Origin of the sequence: Xanthomarina sp. (assembly GCF_035306705.1) — a bacterium.
Lineage (GTDB): Bacteria > Bacteroidota > Bacteroidia > Flavobacteriales > Flavobacteriaceae > Xanthomarina.
On record NZ_DATGNO010000030.1, the window covers coordinates 17,860 to 38,599 of the forward strand.

The 20,740-nt window shown below is 34.5% G+C and carries 20 protein-coding genes; 10 read left to right on the top strand and 10 right to left on the bottom strand.

The window, feature by feature from the left end:
- Nucleotides 1–32 precede the first annotated feature (32 nt).
- From VKY47_RS02445 to VKY47_RS02460, 4 genes are all read right to left on the bottom strand, one after another.
- Nucleotides 33–1,199 carry a formimidoylglutamase gene (locus tag VKY47_RS02445; protein ID WP_324310069.1) on the bottom strand — a complete coding sequence of 389 codons (1,167 nt, stop codon included), beginning with the start codon at nucleotides 1,197–1,199 and terminating at the stop codon, nucleotides 33–35.
- A gap of 25 nt (nucleotides 1,200–1,224) precedes the next feature.
- Entirely contained in the window at nucleotides 1,225–3,729 is a 2,505-nt protein-coding gene (topA, locus tag VKY47_RS02450) for a type I DNA topoisomerase (protein ID WP_324310071.1), read from the bottom strand.
- 133 nt (nucleotides 3,730–3,862) lie between these two features.
- Nucleotides 3,863–4,621: a hypothetical protein gene (locus tag VKY47_RS02455; protein WP_324310072.1), complete on the bottom strand. Its 759-nt coding sequence runs from the start codon at nucleotides 4,619–4,621 to the stop codon at nucleotides 3,863–3,865.
- A 31-nt stretch (nucleotides 4,622–4,652) separates the two neighbouring features.
- Entirely contained in the window at nucleotides 4,653–5,408 is a 756-nt protein-coding gene (locus VKY47_RS02460) for a hypothetical protein (RefSeq protein WP_324310074.1), read from the bottom strand.
- A gap of 164 nt (nucleotides 5,409–5,572) precedes the next feature.
- Here VKY47_RS02460 and miaB point away from each other — a divergent pair, with 164 nt between their 5' ends.
- The 7 genes from miaB to groL all read left to right on the top strand — a co-directional run bounded on the left by miaB (nucleotide 5,573) and on the right by groL (nucleotide 12,524).
- Nucleotides 5,573–7,018 (top strand): tRNA (N6-isopentenyl adenosine(37)-C2)-methylthiotransferase MiaB, encoded by a 1,446-nt coding sequence (miaB, locus tag VKY47_RS02465; RefSeq protein WP_324310076.1) that lies wholly within the window; start codon nucleotides 5,573–5,575, stop codon nucleotides 7,016–7,018.
- A 202-nt stretch (nucleotides 7,019–7,220) separates the two neighbouring features.
- A complete protein-coding gene (locus VKY47_RS02470; protein ID WP_324310077.1) occupies nucleotides 7,221–8,480 on the top strand; it encodes a sigma-54 interaction domain-containing protein in 1,260 nt (419 codons plus the stop codon).
- An 8-nt stretch (nucleotides 8,481–8,488) separates the two neighbouring features.
- Nucleotides 8,489–8,995, top strand: a complete 507-nt coding sequence (locus VKY47_RS02475; RefSeq protein WP_324310079.1) for an LptE family protein — start codon at nucleotides 8,489–8,491, stop codon at nucleotides 8,993–8,995.
- 4 nt (nucleotides 8,996–8,999) lie between these two features.
- The gene (locus VKY47_RS02480; RefSeq protein ID WP_324310080.1) at nucleotides 9,000–9,971 is read left to right on the top strand and encodes a hypothetical protein; all 972 of its coding nucleotides are present in this window, start codon (nucleotides 9,000–9,002) and stop codon (nucleotides 9,969–9,971) included.
- A 2-nt stretch (nucleotides 9,972–9,973) separates the two neighbouring features.
- The gene (gene secG / locus VKY47_RS02485; protein ID WP_324310082.1) at nucleotides 9,974–10,318 is read left to right on the top strand and encodes a preprotein translocase subunit SecG; all 345 of its coding nucleotides are present in this window, start codon (nucleotides 9,974–9,976) and stop codon (nucleotides 10,316–10,318) included.
- Between the two features lie 166 nt (nucleotides 10,319–10,484).
- Nucleotides 10,485–10,760 (top strand): co-chaperone GroES, encoded by a 276-nt coding sequence (groES, locus tag VKY47_RS02490; RefSeq protein ID WP_324310083.1) that lies wholly within the window; start codon nucleotides 10,485–10,487, stop codon nucleotides 10,758–10,760.
- A gap of 135 nt (nucleotides 10,761–10,895) precedes the next feature.
- A complete protein-coding gene (gene groL, locus VKY47_RS02495; protein ID WP_324310084.1) occupies nucleotides 10,896–12,524 on the top strand; it encodes a chaperonin GroEL in 1,629 nt (542 codons plus the stop codon).
- A gap of 87 nt (nucleotides 12,525–12,611) precedes the next feature.
- Here groL and VKY47_RS02500 read toward each other — a convergent pair whose 3' ends face one another.
- The 6 genes from VKY47_RS02500 to xrtF form a co-directional block, all read right to left on the bottom strand.
- The gene (locus VKY47_RS02500; RefSeq protein WP_324310086.1) at nucleotides 12,612–12,812 is read right to left on the bottom strand and encodes a putative signal transducing protein; all 201 of its coding nucleotides are present in this window, start codon (nucleotides 12,810–12,812) and stop codon (nucleotides 12,612–12,614) included.
- A gap of 107 nt (nucleotides 12,813–12,919) precedes the next feature.
- Complete coding sequence (locus VKY47_RS02505; RefSeq protein WP_324310087.1) at nucleotides 12,920–13,276, bottom strand: heavy-metal-associated domain-containing protein; 357 nt, start codon at nucleotides 13,274–13,276, stop codon at nucleotides 12,920–12,922.
- Between the two features lie 29 nt (nucleotides 13,277–13,305).
- Nucleotides 13,306–15,543, bottom strand: coding sequence for a TonB-dependent receptor (locus VKY47_RS02510; protein WP_324310088.1), 2,238 nt, complete (start codon nucleotides 15,541–15,543; stop codon nucleotides 13,306–13,308).
- 221 nt (nucleotides 15,544–15,764) lie between these two features.
- Entirely contained in the window at nucleotides 15,765–16,178 is a 414-nt protein-coding gene (locus VKY47_RS02515) for an HYC_CC_PP family protein (protein WP_414731187.1), read from the bottom strand.
- A gap of 67 nt (nucleotides 16,179–16,245) precedes the next feature.
- Entirely contained in the window at nucleotides 16,246–16,674 is a 429-nt protein-coding gene (locus VKY47_RS02520; protein ID WP_324310092.1) for an exosortase F system-associated membrane protein, read from the bottom strand.
- On the bottom strand, nucleotides 16,667–17,218 hold the full coding sequence (gene xrtF, locus VKY47_RS02525) for an exosortase family protein XrtF (protein WP_324310094.1): 552 nt from the start codon (nucleotides 17,216–17,218) through the stop codon (nucleotides 16,667–16,669). Before xrtF ends, VKY47_RS02520 begins: the two co-directional genes overlap by 8 nt.
- Before the next feature lie 91 nt (nucleotides 17,219–17,309).
- Here xrtF and VKY47_RS02530 point away from each other — a divergent pair, with 91 nt between their 5' ends.
- The 3 genes from VKY47_RS02530 (at nucleotide 17,310) to VKY47_RS02540 (ending at nucleotide 20,733) form a co-directional block, all read left to right on the top strand.
- Entirely contained in the window at nucleotides 17,310–17,765 is a 456-nt protein-coding gene (locus VKY47_RS02530; RefSeq protein ID WP_324310095.1) for a GAF domain-containing protein, read from the top strand.
- Between the two features lie 168 nt (nucleotides 17,766–17,933).
- Nucleotides 17,934–19,466, top strand: a complete 1,533-nt coding sequence (gene purH / locus VKY47_RS02535) for a bifunctional phosphoribosylaminoimidazolecarboxamide formyltransferase/IMP cyclohydrolase (protein WP_324310097.1) — start codon at nucleotides 17,934–17,936, stop codon at nucleotides 19,464–19,466.
- Nucleotides 19,467–19,704: 238 nt separating this feature from the next.
- Entirely contained in the window at nucleotides 19,705–20,733 is a 1,029-nt protein-coding gene (locus VKY47_RS02540) for a rod shape-determining protein (protein ID WP_324310099.1), read from the top strand.
- Nucleotides 20,734–20,740: the final 7 nt, after the last annotated feature.

The window sequence follows — 20,740 nt, forward strand, 5'->3', positions numbered from 1 at the left end:
AACGATGAAAAGCGCATAATTTATCACAACCACTAAATGCAGTTCTTTTGATAAGCTTTATACCAGCGCTCTGGAAGCTTGTTATCACAAGCATCTAAATAATCTTCATGCATGCAAGGTAATAACGTATGCCTTTTTAATTTAGTATTTACTTCTGATAAAAAAGGTATTTCAATCCACCATCGTTGCGTCTTGATGCTTTTGTAAAACACCAATTCTTGATGGTCGACCAAAGTAATGAATTTCTGATAACTTTCATCATTTAAAAAATCATCATCTTTAATTCTACAATTTACTCCTTCAATAAAGTACCAAATTATTTGAGCTACCATCATAGATGTAATGGTATCGTCCGACGATGGTTTATATTCATAAATCCCAATGGAAGAAACCTTATTACTAATTCCTGCATATCTGGAAATAGCACATATTTCTTTACCGTCCAATCCATTGGGGGAGGTTTTTTGCCTAGAACTCAGTTCTGAGGCTTTTATAGCATTTAAATCGATACTAACAATGTTGGCATCTCGCAATACAGGTTCGGCTAAGGTAATGTCTTTTGAAACTTGTCCCAATCTATAGGATTCAAAATACAACCTATCCATTAAATCTATTTCTTCTTGTGAGTTGAAATAGGTTTGATATCCTATAGTTGCATAATTAAATAAATTATAAGGTTGGTCTAAAATAATTTTACCTACAAAACTATCGTTCTTTATAGGTTTGGCAGAATCTCCTAAATCAAATTTAGAATCTACATTAACAATATTTACCATCGGAGTCAAAGTATCGTATGCGCGATAATTGGCATAAGTTAAATCTTGACTCCCTCCTATAATAATAGGTATGATGTTTTTTTGAACTAAAATATTTATCGTTGTCTTTAAGGCAAAATAGGTGTCTTCTACCGATTCTCCTCTATTAATATCGCCCAAATCAGCAATGGTCTTATGCCAGCTTCCTGGAAATAGAGAATAAAGCGACTTTCTAATTTCGTCTAAATTAAACTCTTCACCTATATAATTAATGTTATTTCTATTTTCAAGAACACCAATTATAGCCAAGTGAACATTGTCCAATTCTGGAATACCTTGTTGCTTGGAATGAATTTTTATTTTTTTTCCTAAGGTTTGTTGAGACAATAACTCGTTATGAGCTAGAACCAAATCGGAAACAGGAGAAAGAAAATTAAAATTCATTAGACCTTATATATACGTTTAATTATTATTTCTTTTTAGGGGTTGTTTTTTTTGCAGCCGGCTTTTTCTTGGCAACTTTTTTCTTAGGTGCTTTTTCTTCTATAAGCGCTTGGGCTTCTTCTAAAGTCATTTCAGACACATCCACAGTTTTTGGCAACTCTATTTTTGTTTTACCTTTAATTACATTGTGTCTTCCCCAACGGGCTTTTTCGATACGAATACCAGCATCTTTCCAATTGTGGATTACTTTATCTATTTCCTTTTGGATTTTATCTTCAATAAGTTCTACAATGTCCTTATCTGATAAATCATCCCAATCGTATTTTTTGTTCACATTAATAAACATGTCGTTCCATTTAATAAATGGTCCAAAACGTCCTTTCCCTTTTTGAACTGGTAAATCTTGATACATATATATAGGAGCATCTGCCTCTTGCTTTTCTTTAATTAAAACAATGGCATCATCTAACTCTACGCTTAAAGGATCTACTCCTTTTGGCAAAGACACAAACTGATCTCCAAATTTAACATAAGGTCCAAAACGTCCGTTATTTACTTCTATTTCTTCTCCTTCAAAAGTCCCTAAGTTTTTTGGAAGTTGAAACAAGTCCATAGCTTCCTCATAAGTAATGGTATTTAATTGTTGGTCTGGAGAAAGACTTGCAAAGCTTGGTTTTTCTTCATCATCAACAGTTCCTATTTGAACCATAGGTCCAAACTTCCCTAAACGCACACTTACCTGTTTTCCTGTTTTTGGATCTTTCCCAAGAATACGTTCTCCAGATTCTCTATCGGCGTTTTCTTGAACATCTACTACATTAGGATGAAAGTCTTTGTAAAAATCTTTCATCATGGTCGTCCAATTTACCTTTCCTTCGGCAATATCATCAAAGTCTTCCTCAACTTTCGCTGTAAAATTATAATCAAGAATATTTTGAAAATGCGTAACCAAGAAATCGGTAACAATCATTCCAATATCGGTTGGCACTAATTTCCCTTTATCCGAACCTACTTTTTCGGTTAACAGTTTATCTTTTACTTGCCCATTTTTCAAGGTTAATTGCGAATAGTTTCGCTCTACACCTTCTATAGCTCCTTTTTCTACGTAATTTCTGTTTTGAATCGTAGAAATTGTTGGCGCGTAAGTTGACGGACGTCCAATTCCTAATTCTTCTAATTGCTTTACCAAAGAAGCTTCGGTATATCTATATGGTGCACGTGTATATCGTTCTGTAGCTGTAATATAATTATTTAGAAGCGTCTCGTTGGTTTTCATGGCTGGTAACATCCCTTCTTGTTCGGCATCTTCGTCGTCCGTTCCTTCCAAATACACTTTTAAAAATCCTTCAAATGTAATTACTTCTCCATTTGCAGTAAAGATTTCTTTATGTGATGACGCACTAATTTTTACATTGGTTCTTTCCAGTTCCGCATCGCTCATTTGTGAAGCAATGGCGCGCTTCCATATTAAATCGTATAATCTAGATTGATCGCGATCGATATCTACCGAATGAAGCGAAAAATCTGTTGGTCTAATGGCCTCATGCGCTTCTTGAGCTCCTTTCGATTTTCCTTTATAATTTCTTGGTTTACTAAATTTTGAACCATAAGCGTTTTCTATTTCGTTTTGAGCGCCTTTTCTGGCTTCGTCCGATAGGTTTACACTATCCGTTCTCATATAAGTAATTAAACCTGCTTCGTACAAACGTTGTGCAATAGTCATGGTTTTACTTACCGAAAAATATAATTTTCTAGCAGCTTCCTGCTGTAAAGTTGAAGTTGTAAATGGTGCGGCTGGCGATTTTTTAGCTGGTTTTTTTTCTAAGTCAGCCACTTTAAAATCAGCTGTTGCATTTTTCTCTAAAAAAGCTTGAGCATCTTCTTTTACATTGAAGTTCTTAGGTAATTTCGCTTTAAAAGCTTGTCCGGCCTCGTTAGAAAACTCAGCATCTATTCTATAAGATCCTTCAGGTTTAAAATCTTGGATTTCACGTTCGCGCTCAACAATCAATCTTACAGAAACCGATTGAACACGTCCGGCAGAAAGACCGCCTTTTACTTTTCGCCAAAGTACAGGAGATAGTTCGTAACCTACTATTCTATCTAGAACACGACGGGCTTGTTGTGCATCTACCAAATCGTAATCGATACCTCTCGGGTTTTCGATGGCTTTTAAAATAGCCGATTTTGTTATTTCGTGAAAAACAATACGTTTGGTTTTCTCTTTATCCAAATTTAAAGATTCAGCCAAATGCCACGCAATAGCTTCACCCTCTCTATCCTCATCACTTGCTAGCCAAACCATTTCGGCTTTTTTAGCTAAGTCTTTAAGTTTTTTTACAACTGCTTTTTTATCTTTAGAAACCTCGTATTTCGGTTTAAAATCTCCTTCTACATCTACTCCTAATTCTTTTGAAGGTAAATCTGCAATATGTCCAAAACTAGATTCGACCTTGAAATCTTTTCCAAGGAATTTTTCTATGGTTTTGGCCTTTGCAGGTGACTCAACAATTACTAAGTTCTTCGCCATTTCTCATTTTTTATGGCTACAAATGTATGTGAAAAAAAATTTATCTACCTAATTAATAAAATAATCAAGTGCTTTTTATCGATTTTTTTTGCTTTTATTCTCAAAAAAACGTGTTTAATCGGGTAAAGAGCTTTTAGTCTTCAAGTCTTGGGGTTTCAACAGTAGTCTCAAAACCAACGGATCCTTTGTAAACGAAATAAGCTGGTAGATATGAAAAAGACACCGTAACAAAAATTCCTATCAAACACATCAACATTCCAACCATTTGGGCTAAAATTGAAGAGATAAAAATCAATCCGAAGGTTAATAGCCATTTTTTATTCCCTAGCTTAAAACCTGCTTTTACAATATCTGATGCTGATAAATCTGGATTAAAAGCAAAAATAACATTTATTAAAGTTACCGGAACCATGACATAAATAAGTGGTAAAAAACATAGCAAGGTTGCCAAGAGAGAAATTCCAAAAGTCATAAGAGACAAAACAGTGACTTTCCCTAAATAAGGTCTTTTTAAGTAGAAGAAGTAATCATCAGAAACCGCAATATTTAAATCCTTATGCTTACAGATTCTATAAAAAGAAGCTTTCATTCCAAAACTAACCACCATAGCTACCAAAGAGAAAACAAAGATAAAAATGAATAATGGTATCATAAGAATCATATTGAAATCTTCAAAATCATAGTTTTCATTAGACTCTAACAAGCCTGCTCCAAGCAATGGAAGATACATGATAAAATAAAATGGGATTAAAATCGCTGCATTTAAAAGCAACATAATCAGACCTTGAAGCCAAACTTTCTTAAAGAGCTCGATGCTTTCGTTAAAAATATCACCAAAATCCAAAGCTTTGGCATTTTCAATTTTTTCTAATAGGATGTTTATAGGGTTCATATAATAGAGATTTTATTTTCTAATAATTCGATTAATCAAGAGTTCCAATAGTGTCGATCTCATTGCTTTCATCCCATCCAACCACTTCTTTATAAACAAGGAATGAAGGCAAATAAGCAATAGATATCGTTAATACAACTCCTATTCCACAGGCAATTATTCCCAACATCCCAATAATTCCAGCAACAAGCATGGTTATAAAGGTAATAAACCACTTTTTATTACCTAATTTAAAACTCAACTTCACTATTGCCAACTCACCCATATCTGGATTATTAGCTAAAACAACAGCAAAAAAGGATAATGGAATATAAACGTATAAATATGGAAGTATAAACATAAGCTGAGCCACAGCAGCAATAGCCGTGTAAATCATTCCTAACATAAATACTTTTGAGAAATATTCCTTTTTAAAGAAATAGAAATAATTAGCCTCTACAGTTTCTCCTAAAACAAATTGCCTGCATATTCTATAAAAAGCAGCTAAAACAGCAAGTGTTACAGTACTTACTAAAATAGTTTGAGGAATTCCGTAAAGCACATTTAAAAAATACGAATTGTAAAAATTTTCCAACTCGAAGGTCTCTTGAAATGTTAGGTTTTGAGGAGCAAGCCCAATAAGGCTAAAAACAAAAATAATCCCCAAGGCAAAAACCAGGATAAGCAAAACGGATATAAACCCTTTTAGCCAAATGTTTTTAAACAATTCGATAACATCGTTAATAAGGTTTCCAAAATCTAATGGAGGTGCGTTTTTAATTCTAGTTTCTATTTCTAGGAAGGTCATTGTAAGGGTATTTGGTTAGCGGTTAAAAGTAATTAAATAATGTAACTTCTTATAATAATTTTAACACTCTGCCACTTTGTCACTTTCCTTAAAATAATTGTATATTTGCAGCTGCTTGCTTAAACAGGCAGAAAAATTGACTAAAAATAATTTTTCAAAAAACCATGAATAAAGTTATAGAAGAAAATAAACAAGGCGAAAGTCTGGTTATAGAAAATAAAGATCAAAATTCGCGCAAGCTTTATATTGAAAGCTATGGCTGTGCGATGAATTTTAGCGATAGTGAAATTGTGGCTTCCATTCTTTCGGATCAGGGTTATAATACCACAGAAATTCTTGAAGACGCCGATTTGGTTTTAATAAACACCTGTTCCATTCGTGATAAAGCCGAACAAACCATTAGAAAACGCTTAGAAAAATTCAATGCTGTAAAACGCACCAACCCAGGCATGAAAGTGGGCGTTTTAGGCTGTATGGCCGAACGTTTAAAAAGCAAATTCCTGGAAGAAGAAAAAATTGTAGATCTAGTTGTAGGTCCAGATGCTTATAAAGACTTACCCAATCTACTTGCTGAAGTAGATGATGGTAGAGATGCTATCAACGTTATTCTTTCTAAAGAAGAAACATATGGCGATGTTTCTCCTGTACGTTTAAACAGCAATGGCGTTACTGCCTACGTTTCCATTACTCGTGGTTGCGACAACATGTGTACCTTTTGTGTGGTACCTTTTACTCGTGGACGCGAGAGAAGTCGCGATCCGCAAAGTATTTTAGAAGAAGTAAACGATTTATGGACTAGAGGCTTTAAGGAAATCACGCTTTTAGGACAAAATGTGGACAGTTACCTTTGGTATGGAGGAGGTTTAAAGAAAGATTTTGATAAGGCTAGCGATTTACAACAAGCAACAGCCGTTAATTTTTCAAATTTATTAGATATGTGTGCCACAACATATCCAAAAATGCGCATTCGTTTTTCTACCTCAAATCCACAAGATTTAACCATGGATGTGATAAAAACTATGGCTAAACACCATAATATTTGCAAACACATCCATTTACCTGTTCAAAGTGGAAGCAACCGAATTTTAAAGGAAATGAACCGTTTGCATTCCCGTGAAGAATATTTCGCATTAATAGACAATATTAAGCGCATCCTTCCGAACTGTGCTATTAGTCAAGATTTAATTTCTGGATTTCCAACAGAAACAGAACAAGACCATCAGGATACTTTAAGTTTAATGGACTATGTAAAATACAACTTTGGTTTTATGTATATGTATTCCGAAAGACCAGGAACTATGGCAGAACGTAAATTGGATGACGATGTTCCTGAAGATGTAAAAAAACGCAGATTGGCTGAAATTGTTCAGCGCCAACGGGAACATAGCGAGATTAAAACAAAAGGATACTTAAACACGGTCGTAGAAGTTTTAATTGAAAAAGAGTCTAAAAAATCTGATGCCGAGTGGTCTGGAAGAACCTCACAAAATAGTGTAGCCGTTTTTCCAAAAGAAAATTACAAGGTTGGAGATTTGGTTCAGGTAAAAATAACTAATTGTACCAGCGCAACTTTAATTGGGGAAGCTATTGGGTTTTCATTAAATCATTAACAAATTCCTGCGAAGGCAAGAATCTTATGCATAATGAAAATGAAAAAAAAATCTTAATCCATTTAATATTTTCCTTTTCAAATGGCAAGACCAAAACACAAACGACAACATATTATGGCAATCTATTTGAATCAAATAGTTTTACCTACGATTATATAAATAAAAACTAATTAAAAAGATTCCTGCCTGCGCAGGAAATAATATGGAATCCATTCAAGCAACAAAACAACGATTTGGAATTATTGGTAACGATGCCAAGCTTAATCGTGCCATAGAAAAAGCCATGCAAGTGTCGCCAACAGATATCTCGGTTTTGGTAACTGGAGAATCTGGAGTTGGTAAGGAAAGTATTCCAAAAATTATACATCAATTATCCCACCGGAAACACGCAAAATATATAGCTGTAAACTGTGGAGCCATTCCAGAAGGGACTATAGACTCCGAACTTTTTGGTCATGAAAAAGGATCGTTTACTGGTGCTACCCAAGCCAGATCGGGTTATTTTGAAGTAGCAGATGGCGGAACAATTTTCTTGGATGAAGTAGGCGAATTACCCCTAACCACCCAAGTACGCTTACTACGTGTATTGGAAAATGGCGAGTTTTTAAAAGTAGGTTCCAGTCAGGTTCAAAAAACCGATGTACGCATTGTGGCAGCCACAAACGTGAACATGTTTGAAGCCATTAAAAAAGAAAAATTCCGTGAAGATCTTTACTATAGATTGAGCACCGTCGAAATTCACTTACCTCCTTTAAGAGAAAGAAAAGAAGATATTCATTTACTTTTCAGAAAATTTGCGAGCGATTTTGCCTTAAAATACAAAATGCCAACCATTAAATTAACAGACGATGCCGTTGTTGTTTTGCTAAAATATAGGTGGAGCGGAAACGTCAGACAATTGCGAAATATAGCCGAACAAATTTCGGTTTTAGAACAAAATAGAACGATTAACGCTGCTACCCTTCAAGGCTATTTACCTAACGAAGGCAGCAATTTACCGGCTGTTGTAAGAACCTCTAAATCTGAAAGTGACTTTAGCAATGAACGGGAAATTCTGTACAAAGTATTATTTGATATGAAGAGTGATTTAAACGATTTGAAAAAACTTACCATGGAACTTATGAAAAGTGGCAGTGGGAAAGAAGTTCAAAAAGATCACGAAGGACTTATCCAAAAAATTTATGGAGACGAGGATGAAGAAGATGCAACTATTGAGGATTTAGAAGTTTTATCGATTGGTGAAAAATCGGCAGACAGTTACGAATCTATTGTAGAACCTCAAGATAAATATCATTTCGCTGAAGAAATTGAGGAAGAAGAAACCCTATCTTTACACGATAAAGAATTGGAACTTATAAAAAAATCGTTAGAACGTCACGATGGAAAACGCAAATTGGCAGCAGCCGAATTAGGCATTAGCGAACGCACCTTGTACAGAAAAATAAAGCAATACGACTTATAATACTTCCTATGAAATTATTCAAAATCACTCTTTTTGCCCTTATTTCACTCACCATTCTAGGTTGTGGCGCCTATTCGTTTACTGGAGCTTCCATTTCATCAAACATAAAAACCTTTCAAGTTAATTACTTTCAGAATAATGCTATTTTAGTAGAACCTGGATTAGACAGGGATTTTACAAATGCACTGGCCGATTTACTTTTAAACCAGACCAATTTAGAATTGGTAACCTCTGGTGGCGATTTAATTTATGAAGGTGAAATTACCGAATACCGTATCTCGCCAACTACAGCAACAGCCAATAATACCGCTGCACAGAACAAATTAACGATTACCGTAAACGTGCGTTTTTATAATAGAAAAAATGAAGCAGACGATTTAGAACAGCGTTTCTCATTTTTCTATGATTATGCTGGAGACATGAACCTTGTTGGTGCACAAAAAGTAATAGCCGTCGAAGAGATTTTTGAAAGACTCACGCAAGATATTTTCAATGCAACCTTAGCTAAGTGGTAGTAAAATGAATCAAAAAGAATTTATAGACATCCTTCAAGATCCGCAAGGCATAAGCACTGAAAATACCTCAGCCTTATTAGCCATTACCGAAGAATTTCCATATTTTCAGGCAGCTAGAGCCCTTTATTTAAAAGGACTAAAAAGCAAAGAAAGCTTTAAATATAATCAGGAATTAAAAACAACGGCAGCCTATACTTCAGACAGAAGTATTTTATTCGATTTTATTACTTCGGAAGAATTCCTTCAAAATAAGATCTCACAGTACATAAAACAAAATACAGCTCATTTAAAAGATATTCTCGTAGATGTTGAAGATATTTCAGTGTCTAAAAGTGTAAATATCGACGACACGCTTAACAAACAAATTGAAGCTACCACAGGCGTATTTGATCCAGATTTATTTGAACCAAAAATAAAAAAAGAAAAATTAGCCTATTTTGGTCCTGAACCTCCCGAAGAGGATATAAAGACAACGATTCAGGATAAAGACGATTCAGATAAAAACACTTTAGAAAACCCAGTTTCTCCCGATAGCGTTTTGCAAATAGGTAAACCTCTACAATTCAATAAAAGTGAAACCCATTCTTTTAACGAGTGGTTAAAAATTGCTAGTTTTAAACCTATTGAACGACCGGAATCTGCTCCTGTTGAAAATCCAAAACTTGAAACAATAGAAGAAGATCTATCTATTAACAGAAATAAGAAATTTGATTTAATCGATCGGTTTATTTCCAACAATCCAAAGTTAAAACCAAAAGAGCACACTGGCAGCATTGGCAATATAGCTGAAGAACAGATGATTCAGACCGAATCCCTAATGACCGAAACTTTAGCCAGAATTTACCTTGAACAAAAAAACTTCAAGAAAGCAATTCAATCTTACAACATTTTAAGTTTGAAATATCCAGAAAAAAGTGGTTTCTTTGCAGACCAAATTAAAGCAATAAAAAAATTACAAGAACAAAATAACAAATAACAATGGGTACGTTTACAATATTTTTAGCACTAATTGTCGTTGTCGCCTTTCTACTAATAGTAGTTATTATGGTACAAAATCCAAAAGGTGGAGGCTTATCTTCTTCCTTTGGCGGTGGTGGAACACAACAATTAGGAGGTGTAAAAAAGACAACCGATTTTTTAGACAAGAGCACTTGGGCTTTAGCAACTTTTATGTTAGTTCTAATTTTATTATCTAACGTTGCCATTAACAAAGGTTCTGGCGTAGTAGATTCTAAAGCTTTAGATACTGAAGCAGTTTCTAAACCAGTAGTTCCAGTAACTCCTGCAGCTCCAATGCCAACAAACAATACTGAAACCGAATAAGGGTCTGAAGAATAAAATTGTTTCAAAAAAAAATCACGATACATGCCAACTATTATAGTTGGCATTTTTTTTTGAATGAAAATTTGTCAGACAAGCTATCATGGCACATTTTTAGTACCTCTCTATTACAGTAAAAAATTATTAACTAAATAAAAAAATATAAACTATGGGCTTAAACATTAAACCTTTAGCAGATCGAGTTCTTATAGAACCTGTTGAGGCCGAAACTAAAACGGCTTCTGGAATTATCATCCCTGATAATGCCAAAGAAAAACCGCAACAAGGAAAAGTTATGGCTATTGGTAAAGGCACTAAAGATGAACCAATGACAGTAAAAGTTGGTGACACAGTTCTTTACGGAAAATACTCTGGAACCGAACTTAAACTTGAAGGGAAAGATTATTTAATAATGCGTGAAAGCGACATTCTAGCAGTTATTTAATTGCAATCCCGAATTCTCGGAACCAAAAAATATAAAAATTATTTCCAAGTATCTCTAATTTAATGACAACAATTCCTTTTTGGGATTTAATATTTGAATTTTGAGATTTAAAAATTTTAAACAAAATTTTTCATTATGGCAAAAGATATAAAATATGATATAGATGCTCGCGACGGACTAAGACGCGGTGTCGATGCATTGGCTAATGCAGTAAAAGTAACTTTAGGACCAAAAGGTAGAAACGTTATTATTAGCAGAAGCTTTGGTGCTCCTCAAGTAACCAAAGACGGAGTAACCGTAGCAAAAGAAATAGAATTAGCAAACGAGCTTGAAAACATGGGAGCTCAAATGGTAAAAGAAGTAGCATCAAGAACCAACGATTTAGCTGGTGATGGAACTACAACTGCAACCGTTTTAGCTCAAGCAATTGTAAAAGAAGGCTTAAGAAACGTAGCCGCTGGTGCAAACCCAATGGATTTAAAACGTGGGATTGACAAAGCTGTTGCAGCCATTACTAAAGACCTTGAAAAACAAGCTAAAAAAGTTGGCAACTCATCAGAAATGATCAAACAAGTTGCATCGATTTCTGCCAATAACGACGATACCATTGGCGATTTAATAGCTCAAGCTTTCGGAAAAGTTGGTAAAGAAGGTGTAATTACTGTTGAAGAAGCAAAAGGTATGGATACCTATGTGGATGTGGTTGAAGGAATGCAATTTGACAGAGGATACCTTTCTCCTTACTTTGTAACAGATGCCGATAAAATGGTTGCCGATTTAGAAAATCCGTATATCTTACTATTCGACAAAAAGATTTCTAATTTACAAGAAATCCTTCCAATATTAGAGCCAGTTGCTCAATCTGGCCGTCCACTATTAATTATTGCTGAAGATGTAGAAGGTCAAGCATTAGCTACTTTAGTAGTGAATAAATTACGTGGTGGATTAAAAATTGCTGCAGTTAAAGCTCCTGGATTTGGAGACAGACGTAAAGCCATGCTAGAAGATATCGCTATCTTAACGGGTGGTGTTGTTATTTCTGAAGAAAGAGGATTCTCTCTTGAAAATGCCGATTTAAGCATGTTAGGTACTGCTGAAACGGTAACTATAGATAAGGACAACACAACCATAGTGAATGGTTCTGGAAAAGCTGAAGACATTAAAGCAAGAGTAAACCAGATTAAAACACAAATTGAAACAACTACAAGCGATTACGACAAAGAAAAACTACAAGAACGTTTAGCTAAATTGGCTGGTGGCGTTGCTGTACTTTATGTTGGTGCTGCTAGTGAAGTTGAAATGAAAGAGAAAAAAGACCGTGTTGATGATGCCTTACATGCTACTAGAGCTGCAGTTGAAGAAGGTATTGTAGCTGGTGGTGGTGTTGCTTTAGTTAGAGCAAAATCAGTATTGGAGAAATTAACTACTGATAACTTAGACGAAACGACAGGCGTTCAAATCGTTGCTCGTGCAATTGAAGCTCCTTTACGTACTATTGTTGAAAATGCAGGTGGCGAAGGAAGTGTTGTAGTTGCTAAAGTTATCGAAGGAAAAGGTGCTTTTGGATTTGATGCCAAAACTGAAACTTATGTAGATATGCTTAAAGCTGGAATTGTAGACCCTAAGAAAGTAACTCGTATTGCTTTAGAAAATGCAGCTTCGGTTGCAGGAATGATTCTAACTACAGAATGTGCTTTAATAGAAATTAAAGAAGATACTCCTTCCATGCCAATGGGTGGAGGTGGAATGCCAGGCATGATGTAAGTTGTAAACTTGGATACCATTTATAATAAAAAAGCGTCTCAAGAAATTGAGACGCTTTTTGTATTTAGTTTTTAAAATGAATTATAATTAGACGATATCCTTAATAAGAGATTTTGCTTTTACTTCATCTGTTCCATTCACAAAAATATCTATTTCTCCAATAATACCTGGGTAGGAAGAGTCCGATTTATTAACTTCAAAATAAGTAATACCTGCTTCGTCAAGGGCATTTTTAACGCCTGATGCTAAAATCTGGGAGTTTCCCGAAAAAATCAACTTTCTATCCATAATTTATAGTTTATAAAAGGTATTCTAAGTTACGCATTTAAATGGCAATTCTCCAAACTTAAAAAGCCCAAACTTCAGTTTGGGCTTTTTAAGTTTTATACTTTTAGTTAGTCATCTTTATGGTCGTCTACCACTTTTTCATCCCGATATAAACAACAATTGTGTAAACTGTTATAAGCATCTTCAGTTGCTACAACGTTTTTGGTGTCGTGACCTACAGCAGCAATATTGGTTTCAATAGTTGCTAAATCGGTTTTACGAGCATCATAAATAAGACTTAGCTCATGGGTATTCACATTCCACACTGCCGATTTCACTCCTTTGGTTTGAATACATGCTTTTTCAATTCGCTCTTTACACATATTGCAAACACCATCCACTTCCATTGTAGCTCTTGCGTTTTTGTCTTGCGAAAAAGCCGTCATTCCAATCAGCATCACTAATAATATTCCTAATTTTTTCATAATAAAATTTTTAAGTTGTTCTTGTTTTTTTATTGTATTTTAAATCGTAATCCTGCATAATAAGTGCTTCCAAAAACAGGTCCGTACACAAACGTGGTATCAAAATAGGAACCAAAAGGATCGTCTGGCGCTAAAATAGCACTTTCTTGTCTAACGTCTGTAATATTCTCACCACCAAAATATATTTCAAATTTAGGTGAAAACACTTTGGTTATTTGGGCATTTAACGTCCCAACTGTTGGAGAGTATTCTGGCACTTGGTATGCCACAGGATTTGCTATAGTTGAAGAAAAACGTTGCTCGCTCAACCAATTATATGTAGCATCAAATCTCCAATGACTTCCATTGGTTTTTAAATTTGTTTCATACGACACGTTAGCAAACAGGCGATGTTGAGCCGTTAAAGGCTTTTCTAATTTCCCCGAATTATATTGGGTTTTAACATCGTAAAACTTATAAGCCGTGCGTAAATCGAATTGTTTGAATACGTTGAAATTAAACTCCAATTGAAAACTATTGGCATAACTTTCTCCGTCTAAATTATAAAAACTAACAGCTTGCGGATTTTCATAATCTACCACAATCTGATTTTGGAAGTCGGTTCTATAAAAATCTAAAGTCACATCGGCCTTTCTTCCAAACAGATTAAATCCTTGTAAAAAAGAGATTCCATAATTCCATGCTATTTCTGGATCAAGTCCATAAATATCTCCTCCAGAATTTACTATATTTATAATTCGAGAAGTAGCAAACATGCTTTGGTTTTCAGTGAAAATATTGGCACTTCGTTTCCCTCTTCCTATAGAAGCTCTCACAGCCGATTTTTCCCAGGGTGTATAACGGGCATGCAACCTTGGCGTTACAAAAACACCTAGTAAGTTATGATTATCTACCCGAATCCCAGCTGTTAAATTCAGTTTATCTAAATTATCATAGTTATATTCAAAAAAACCACCAACAGATGCTTCGGTGCGTCCGTATTCTGTTGTGTTCACCAATTCGTTGTAATGATCGTAAGTATAGCTTAATCCAGTTTTCACCTTGTGTCGGGAGTCGCTAATAATGCTATTATAAATGGCATTTGCGTACAAACTGTTATGGGTAATATCGTAAATATTGAGTCCAAAATACGAGCTCTGCTCATGCCAGCTAAAAGCTGCTTGCACACCCAAACTTTGATATGGAATGTTTGTATTAACAAAACCTAATTTAACGGCCGTTTCAAAACGTTGGGTGTCTATTTCACTTCCCCAGGCATGAGTTGTCAATTTATCGGTTTCTGGATTAAAATTTAATTGACCTCCTTGCTTGTTGTCGTTTAAATATTTCACATTAATAAAACTTACCACGCCTTTTTCTGGATTGGTATATTGCCATCGATTCATCAAGTTAATCTGATTATAGATTGGCATATCCATAAAACCATCGTCGTTGACATCGTGTTTTTTATTATGTGTATTTCCATGAATATACAAACCTGTATCCCATTTATCCGATACGTTTGTATTTAAATGTGCGTTCATCTCCAATCTTTCGTTGCTTCCGGCATATAAATTAACAAACAACGAGTTGTCGGTTTTTGGCTTCACTAATTCGGCATTTATTTGTCCAGCAATACTCTCGTAACCATTAACCACACTTCCGGCTCCTTTGGTAATTTGAATACTTTCAACCCAGGTTCCCGGAATAAAACTCAAACCATAAGCTTGCGATGCGCCACGAATAGAAGGAATGTTTTCAGTAGTAATCAATATATAAGGACTTGTAAGGCCCAGCATTTTAATTTGTTTGGTACCTGAAACAGCATCGGCAAAATTAACATCGATGGAAGGATTGGTTTCAAAACTTTCCGAAAGATTACAGCACGCTGCTTTTAAAAGTTCGTCGCTACTAATATTCATCACATTTTGAGATTGCAGATAAGATTTGGCAGTTGCTTGTTTTCTGGATGTTAAAACCACCTCATTCAAACTGCTGGTAGATGTAAGTAAATGATGGATATGATCTGTGCTTTTTACAGTTATGGTATCGGTTTTATAACCTACAAAACTAATGACTAATTTTTTGTAATCGGTTTTATATGAGATAGCAAATTTTCCATCAAAATCAGTTACAGTCCCAACAGTGGTGCCCAACCAATACACATTGGCACCGGTAACAGGAATGTGCTTATTTGCTTCGTTCACTTCCATAATCATTCCCTTTATCTTTTCTTGTGAAAAAGAAATAATAGGTAAAAGGGCTAATAAAACTGCTAATTTCCTCATAATTTAACAGCTTTAATTGGCAAAGAAATAGCCATAAATAAATTGATATAATTTTGAATAAAAATATATTCCATATTTGAATTTGTGTTTGTTTTAATAAATTAACTATTGAAAATTGGCTTTCGAAAACTGATGGTATCGAAAACATGTTAATTACGTGCCAGTTTCGATATATCTTAATAAATTAAGGCATTCGAGTTGACACTAAAATTCAAAACAAATCAAATAATAAAAACCTGATCGAGCACTTGTATGTCGGCAATCAGATTGGGTGGAGAGTAGTTTTTATGAGGTATTACCTGCTCTGGCAAGCCTGCAAAAAAATTTAAAAACGTATAAGAAAAAACTTCAAGAAATAATTGCTGATCTAATTGTAGGTCTTCAAAAGATACTTTTTTCAGCTTATCCTGACCTTTAAACACATGGATTTCATCTTTGCAACAGTGCTTTTTTTCCAAATAAGTGGAGGACGCAGAATCCATATCCATCCCACAATTATCTACTTTAGAAAATATGGCGACATCAATTAAATTATCGCCACAGTAATGTTTTTCAACCGTAAAAGACAGGGTTGAAAATAATACCAAGCAGGCTAATGTTGCTGAAAAAATTTTATGTAAAAATGCTTTTATCATCATAAAGTTTCGGGACGAAATTACTAAAAAAGCAAATGAAACACCAATTTAATTTTAAGATTCTTATTTATAAACGCTGTTTATGATAATAAAAAGCTGGAATAAGCAATAAGGCAATTAATGGTTGAATTAGAAAACGTCTTACATTAAAAAAAAGATAGTATTCCTCTTGCTTTGGGTTGATAACAAAATACAAGAATAAAGACATAAACACCACGTACGCGATGACGTAAATAAGTGCGGAAAATTTGATGATACTCTTATCTTTAAAAAGCACAAGCAAAATGGCTAAAGAGATAATGGTATTCAATACATAACGAAGTGTGGTGTATGCCGCCAATTTAAAAACTTCCTGTCTTGGGGAATCGATGTAAAGATAATCGTTTTTAAAAAATGACAAATACGGGTCGTAGAAAAGCTGTTCTTCAAAAACCCGAATTAGCACCAAAAAACCAACCAAAACAAAAAACAAGATGAATTTTAGTAGTTTATTCATGGCTCTTCGTTGGATTAGAAAATCTATTTACCCAAAACAACCAAAGCAAACAAACCATTCCATAAATAATGGCAGGAAAAATAACCGGGTGCAAAATATCCTTGCGCCAAGGATAATGATAGAGGCCAACAGACAAAATAACAACTCGAACAAGATTAGCAATGTAAATTAAAACACTACCTGCCAACAAATAAAAAAACGTGGTTTTAAACTTACCTGCAAAAGCAACAATAAATGAGGCAAATAGAATAATAACACTCACGGAATTACAACCTTCAATAACACGAGCCACAAATTTATTATTAATAATAAGTTTCATGGAAGCTTCTTTTGGATGTGGAATAACTTGCGCATCGTAGCCTAGTGTTTCCAATAACTCCTTACTTTGCCGAGCCACCAAATTCGTCATATAATCTGGATAGTAAGTTTCACTCGAACCGTATTGTAAATATAATTTATATGAAAAAGTCAAAACGGCATACACCAACAGAAAGGTGAGAATAAACTTGATAACCGTTTTATATTTTAAAATAAGTTCTTTCAAAAAAAATGATATAGATTCCGACGTTAAAATTATACAAATTACACATGAGAATGCTCCCTTTTTAAATACTTTTGTTAAAAATTTTCAAACAATGACTTTTACCTCTCTAAAACCACAGATAGAACACATTATTTCTTCCACAGAAAAAACGGTTGATGTGCGTTTAAAAAACATTTGCGAGCTTTTGGAAGCAGAAATCCCATATTACAATTGGGTAGGTTTTTATTTTAAAAACGGCGATAAAAACGAATTAAAACTAGGCCCGTATGTTGGGGAACCAACAGATCACATCATAATCCCGTTTGGAAAAGGTATTTGCGGACAAGTGGCTGTTAGCAATAAGAATTTCGTGGTTCCAGATGTTTCTGCCCAAGATAATTATATTGCTTGTAGCATGACCGTGAAGGCCGAAATTGTGATTCCTATTTTTGTTAATAATGAAAATATTGGACAAATAGATATAGATTCCAACACAATCGATCCATTTAGCGAAGCAGATGAACGATTTTTAGAATTTGTATGTAAGAAAGTTGCAACAATTCTATAGTTGTTGATAACTTTTTGTTTAAGTTGAAAAAACCTATGTTTTTAGCTTCTAGAACTAGGTTTTTTTTGATTGAAATCCCTACTTTTGCACTCATTAAAAACAACTAACATTCTTACGCGATAAAATTTCGTTTTACGAAATCATATCCACACACACAATACAACTAAAATGAGCAACAACAAAACCATTAAATCGGCTTTAATTTCTGTTTTCAGCAAAGACGGATTAGAACCTATTGTAAACCAACTACATCAACAAAACGTTACAATTTATTCAACTGGTGGAACAGAGAAATTCATTAAGGATTTAGGCATTCCAGTAGTACCTGTTGAAGACGTTACGTCCTACCCTTCCATTCTTGGTGGACGTGTAAAAACCTTACATCCCAAAGTATTTGGTGGAATTTTAAACAGACAAAACAACGAAAGTGATGTTCAAGAACTCATAGATTTCGAAATCCCACAAATAGATTTAGTTATTGTTGACTTATACCCTTTTGAAAAAACGGTTGCTTCTGGAGCAAACAATCAAGATATTATTGAGAAAATTGATATAGGAGGAATTTCATTAATTCGTGCAGCTGCTAAAAACTATGCAGATGTAATTTGTGTGTCTTCGGTTGAAGATTACAGCGAATTTTTAGGATTACTTCAAACCAAAAACGGAGAAACTTCTGAAAACGATAGAAAAGCATTTGCAGCCAAAGCTTTTAATGTGTCTTCACATTACGATTCGGCTATTTTTAATTATTTCAATAAAAATCATGAAATAACTACTCTAAAAATTAGCGAAACTCAGGGTCAAGTATTGCGTTATGGCGAAAACCCACATCAAAAAGGATTTTTCTTTGGCAATTTTGACGACATCTTCACCAAGCTTCATGGAAAGGAATTAAGCTACAACAATTTGTTGGATGTGGATGCTGCTGTTAATTTAATGAACGAGTTTAAAGGAGAGGCGCCTACTTTTGCTATTTTAAAACACAATAATGCTTGTGGCTTTGCACAAAGAGACACTGTTCATCAAGCTTATTTAGATGCTTTGGCTGGAGATCCGGTTTCTGCCTTTGGTGGTGTTTTAATAAGTAATACGGAAATAGATTTAGCAACAGCTAAAGAAATTCATAATTTATTTTGCGAAGTCGTTATTGCCCCTTCATTTTCAACAGAAGCTGAAGAATTATTAAAAACTAAAAAGAATCTTATTTTATTGATTTTAAAAGAAATCGACTTGCCTCAAACTACAGTTAGAACCTGTTTAAATGGCATTCTAGTTCAGGATAGAGATAATATAACCGATTCAATTTCAGATTTATCTTATGCTACCAACAATAAACCAAGCCAAAGCGAGTTAGAAGATTTGATATTTGCATCAAAAATTTGCAAGCACACGAAATCCAATACCATTGTTATAGCAAAAAACAAACAATTATGTGCTAGTGGAACAGGGCAAACCAGTCGTGTAGACGCTTTAAACCAAGCCATCCATAAAGCACTATCCTTTAATTTTAATTTAAATGGAGCCGTTATGGCAAGTGATGCGTTTTTTCCGTTTCCAGACTGTGTAGAAATTGCAGATAAAGTTGGGGTTTCGGCAGTTATTCAACCAGGCGGTTCTATTAAAGACCAATTGAGTATTGATTATTGCAATGAAAATAATGTGGCTATGGTGTTTACAGGAACAAGACATTTTAAACACTAAGTTCCATGCCTGCCAGTTGGAAGACAGGAAGGTGGAGTTTTTTTATAACTTTTTATTTAACAAAGCTTTTAGCTAGTTAAAATTTGCGGATTTCATTAATAAATAGAGGTTATCTTATTAAAAATAAGCATCTCATCGAAAAATAAAATTCAAAAAGAAAACCAAAGTTAATTATTGCATAACTTTTATTACATTTACAAGATTTGATTAACAACCCACAACTAAACGACTAAAATACATGGGATTTTTTGACTTCCTAATCGAGGAAATTGCAATAGATTTAGGTACTGCAAACACACTAATTATTCATAACGACAAAGTAGTAGTAGACAGCCCTTCTATTGTTGCACGAGATAGAATTTCTGGAAAAATAATTGCCGTAGGTAAGGAAGCTAGCTTGATGCAAGGAAAAACACACGAAAACATTAAAACTGTTAGACCTTTGAAAGATGGGGTAATTGCAGATTTTGATGCGAGTGAACAAATGATAAGTATGTTTATTAAAAACATTCCTGCCTTAAAAAGGAAGTTTTTTACACCTGCTTTGCGCATGGTTATTTGTATTCCTTCTGGAATTACAGAGGTTGAAATGCGTGCGGTAAAAGAAAGTGCCGAACGTGTTAATGGAAAAGAAGTGTACTTAATTCACGAGCCAATGGCAGCAGCTATTGGAATTGGTGTGGACATTATGCAACCTAAAGGAAATATGATAGTGGATATAGGTGGTGGAACTACCGAAATTGCAGTTATAGCTCTTGGAGGAATTGTTTGCGACAAGTCGGTTAAAATTGCTGGAGATGTTTTTACAAATGATATTGTATATTATATGCGTACCCAACACAACTTATATGTTGGTGAACGTACTGCCGAAAAAATAAAAATCCAAATTGGTGCCGCTACTGAAGATTTAGAACTTCCACCAGAAGACATGAGTGTTCAAGGACGCGATTTGTTAACTGGAAAACCAAAACAAGTTAATATTTCTTATAGAGAAATAGCCAAGGCTTTAGATAAATCTATTTTGCGTATAGAAGATGCCGTTATGGAAACCCTATCTCAAACACCTCCAGAATTGGCGGCAGATATTTACAATACCGGTATTTACTTAGCTGGTGGCGGATCGATGTTAAGAGGTTTGGACAAACGTTTATCTCAAAAAACAGATTTACCTGTTTACATTGCTGAAGATCCATTACGTGCGGTTGTTCGTGGTACAGGAATTACTCTAAAAAACTTATCTAAATACAAAAGCGTTTTGATAAAATAGCCTAACA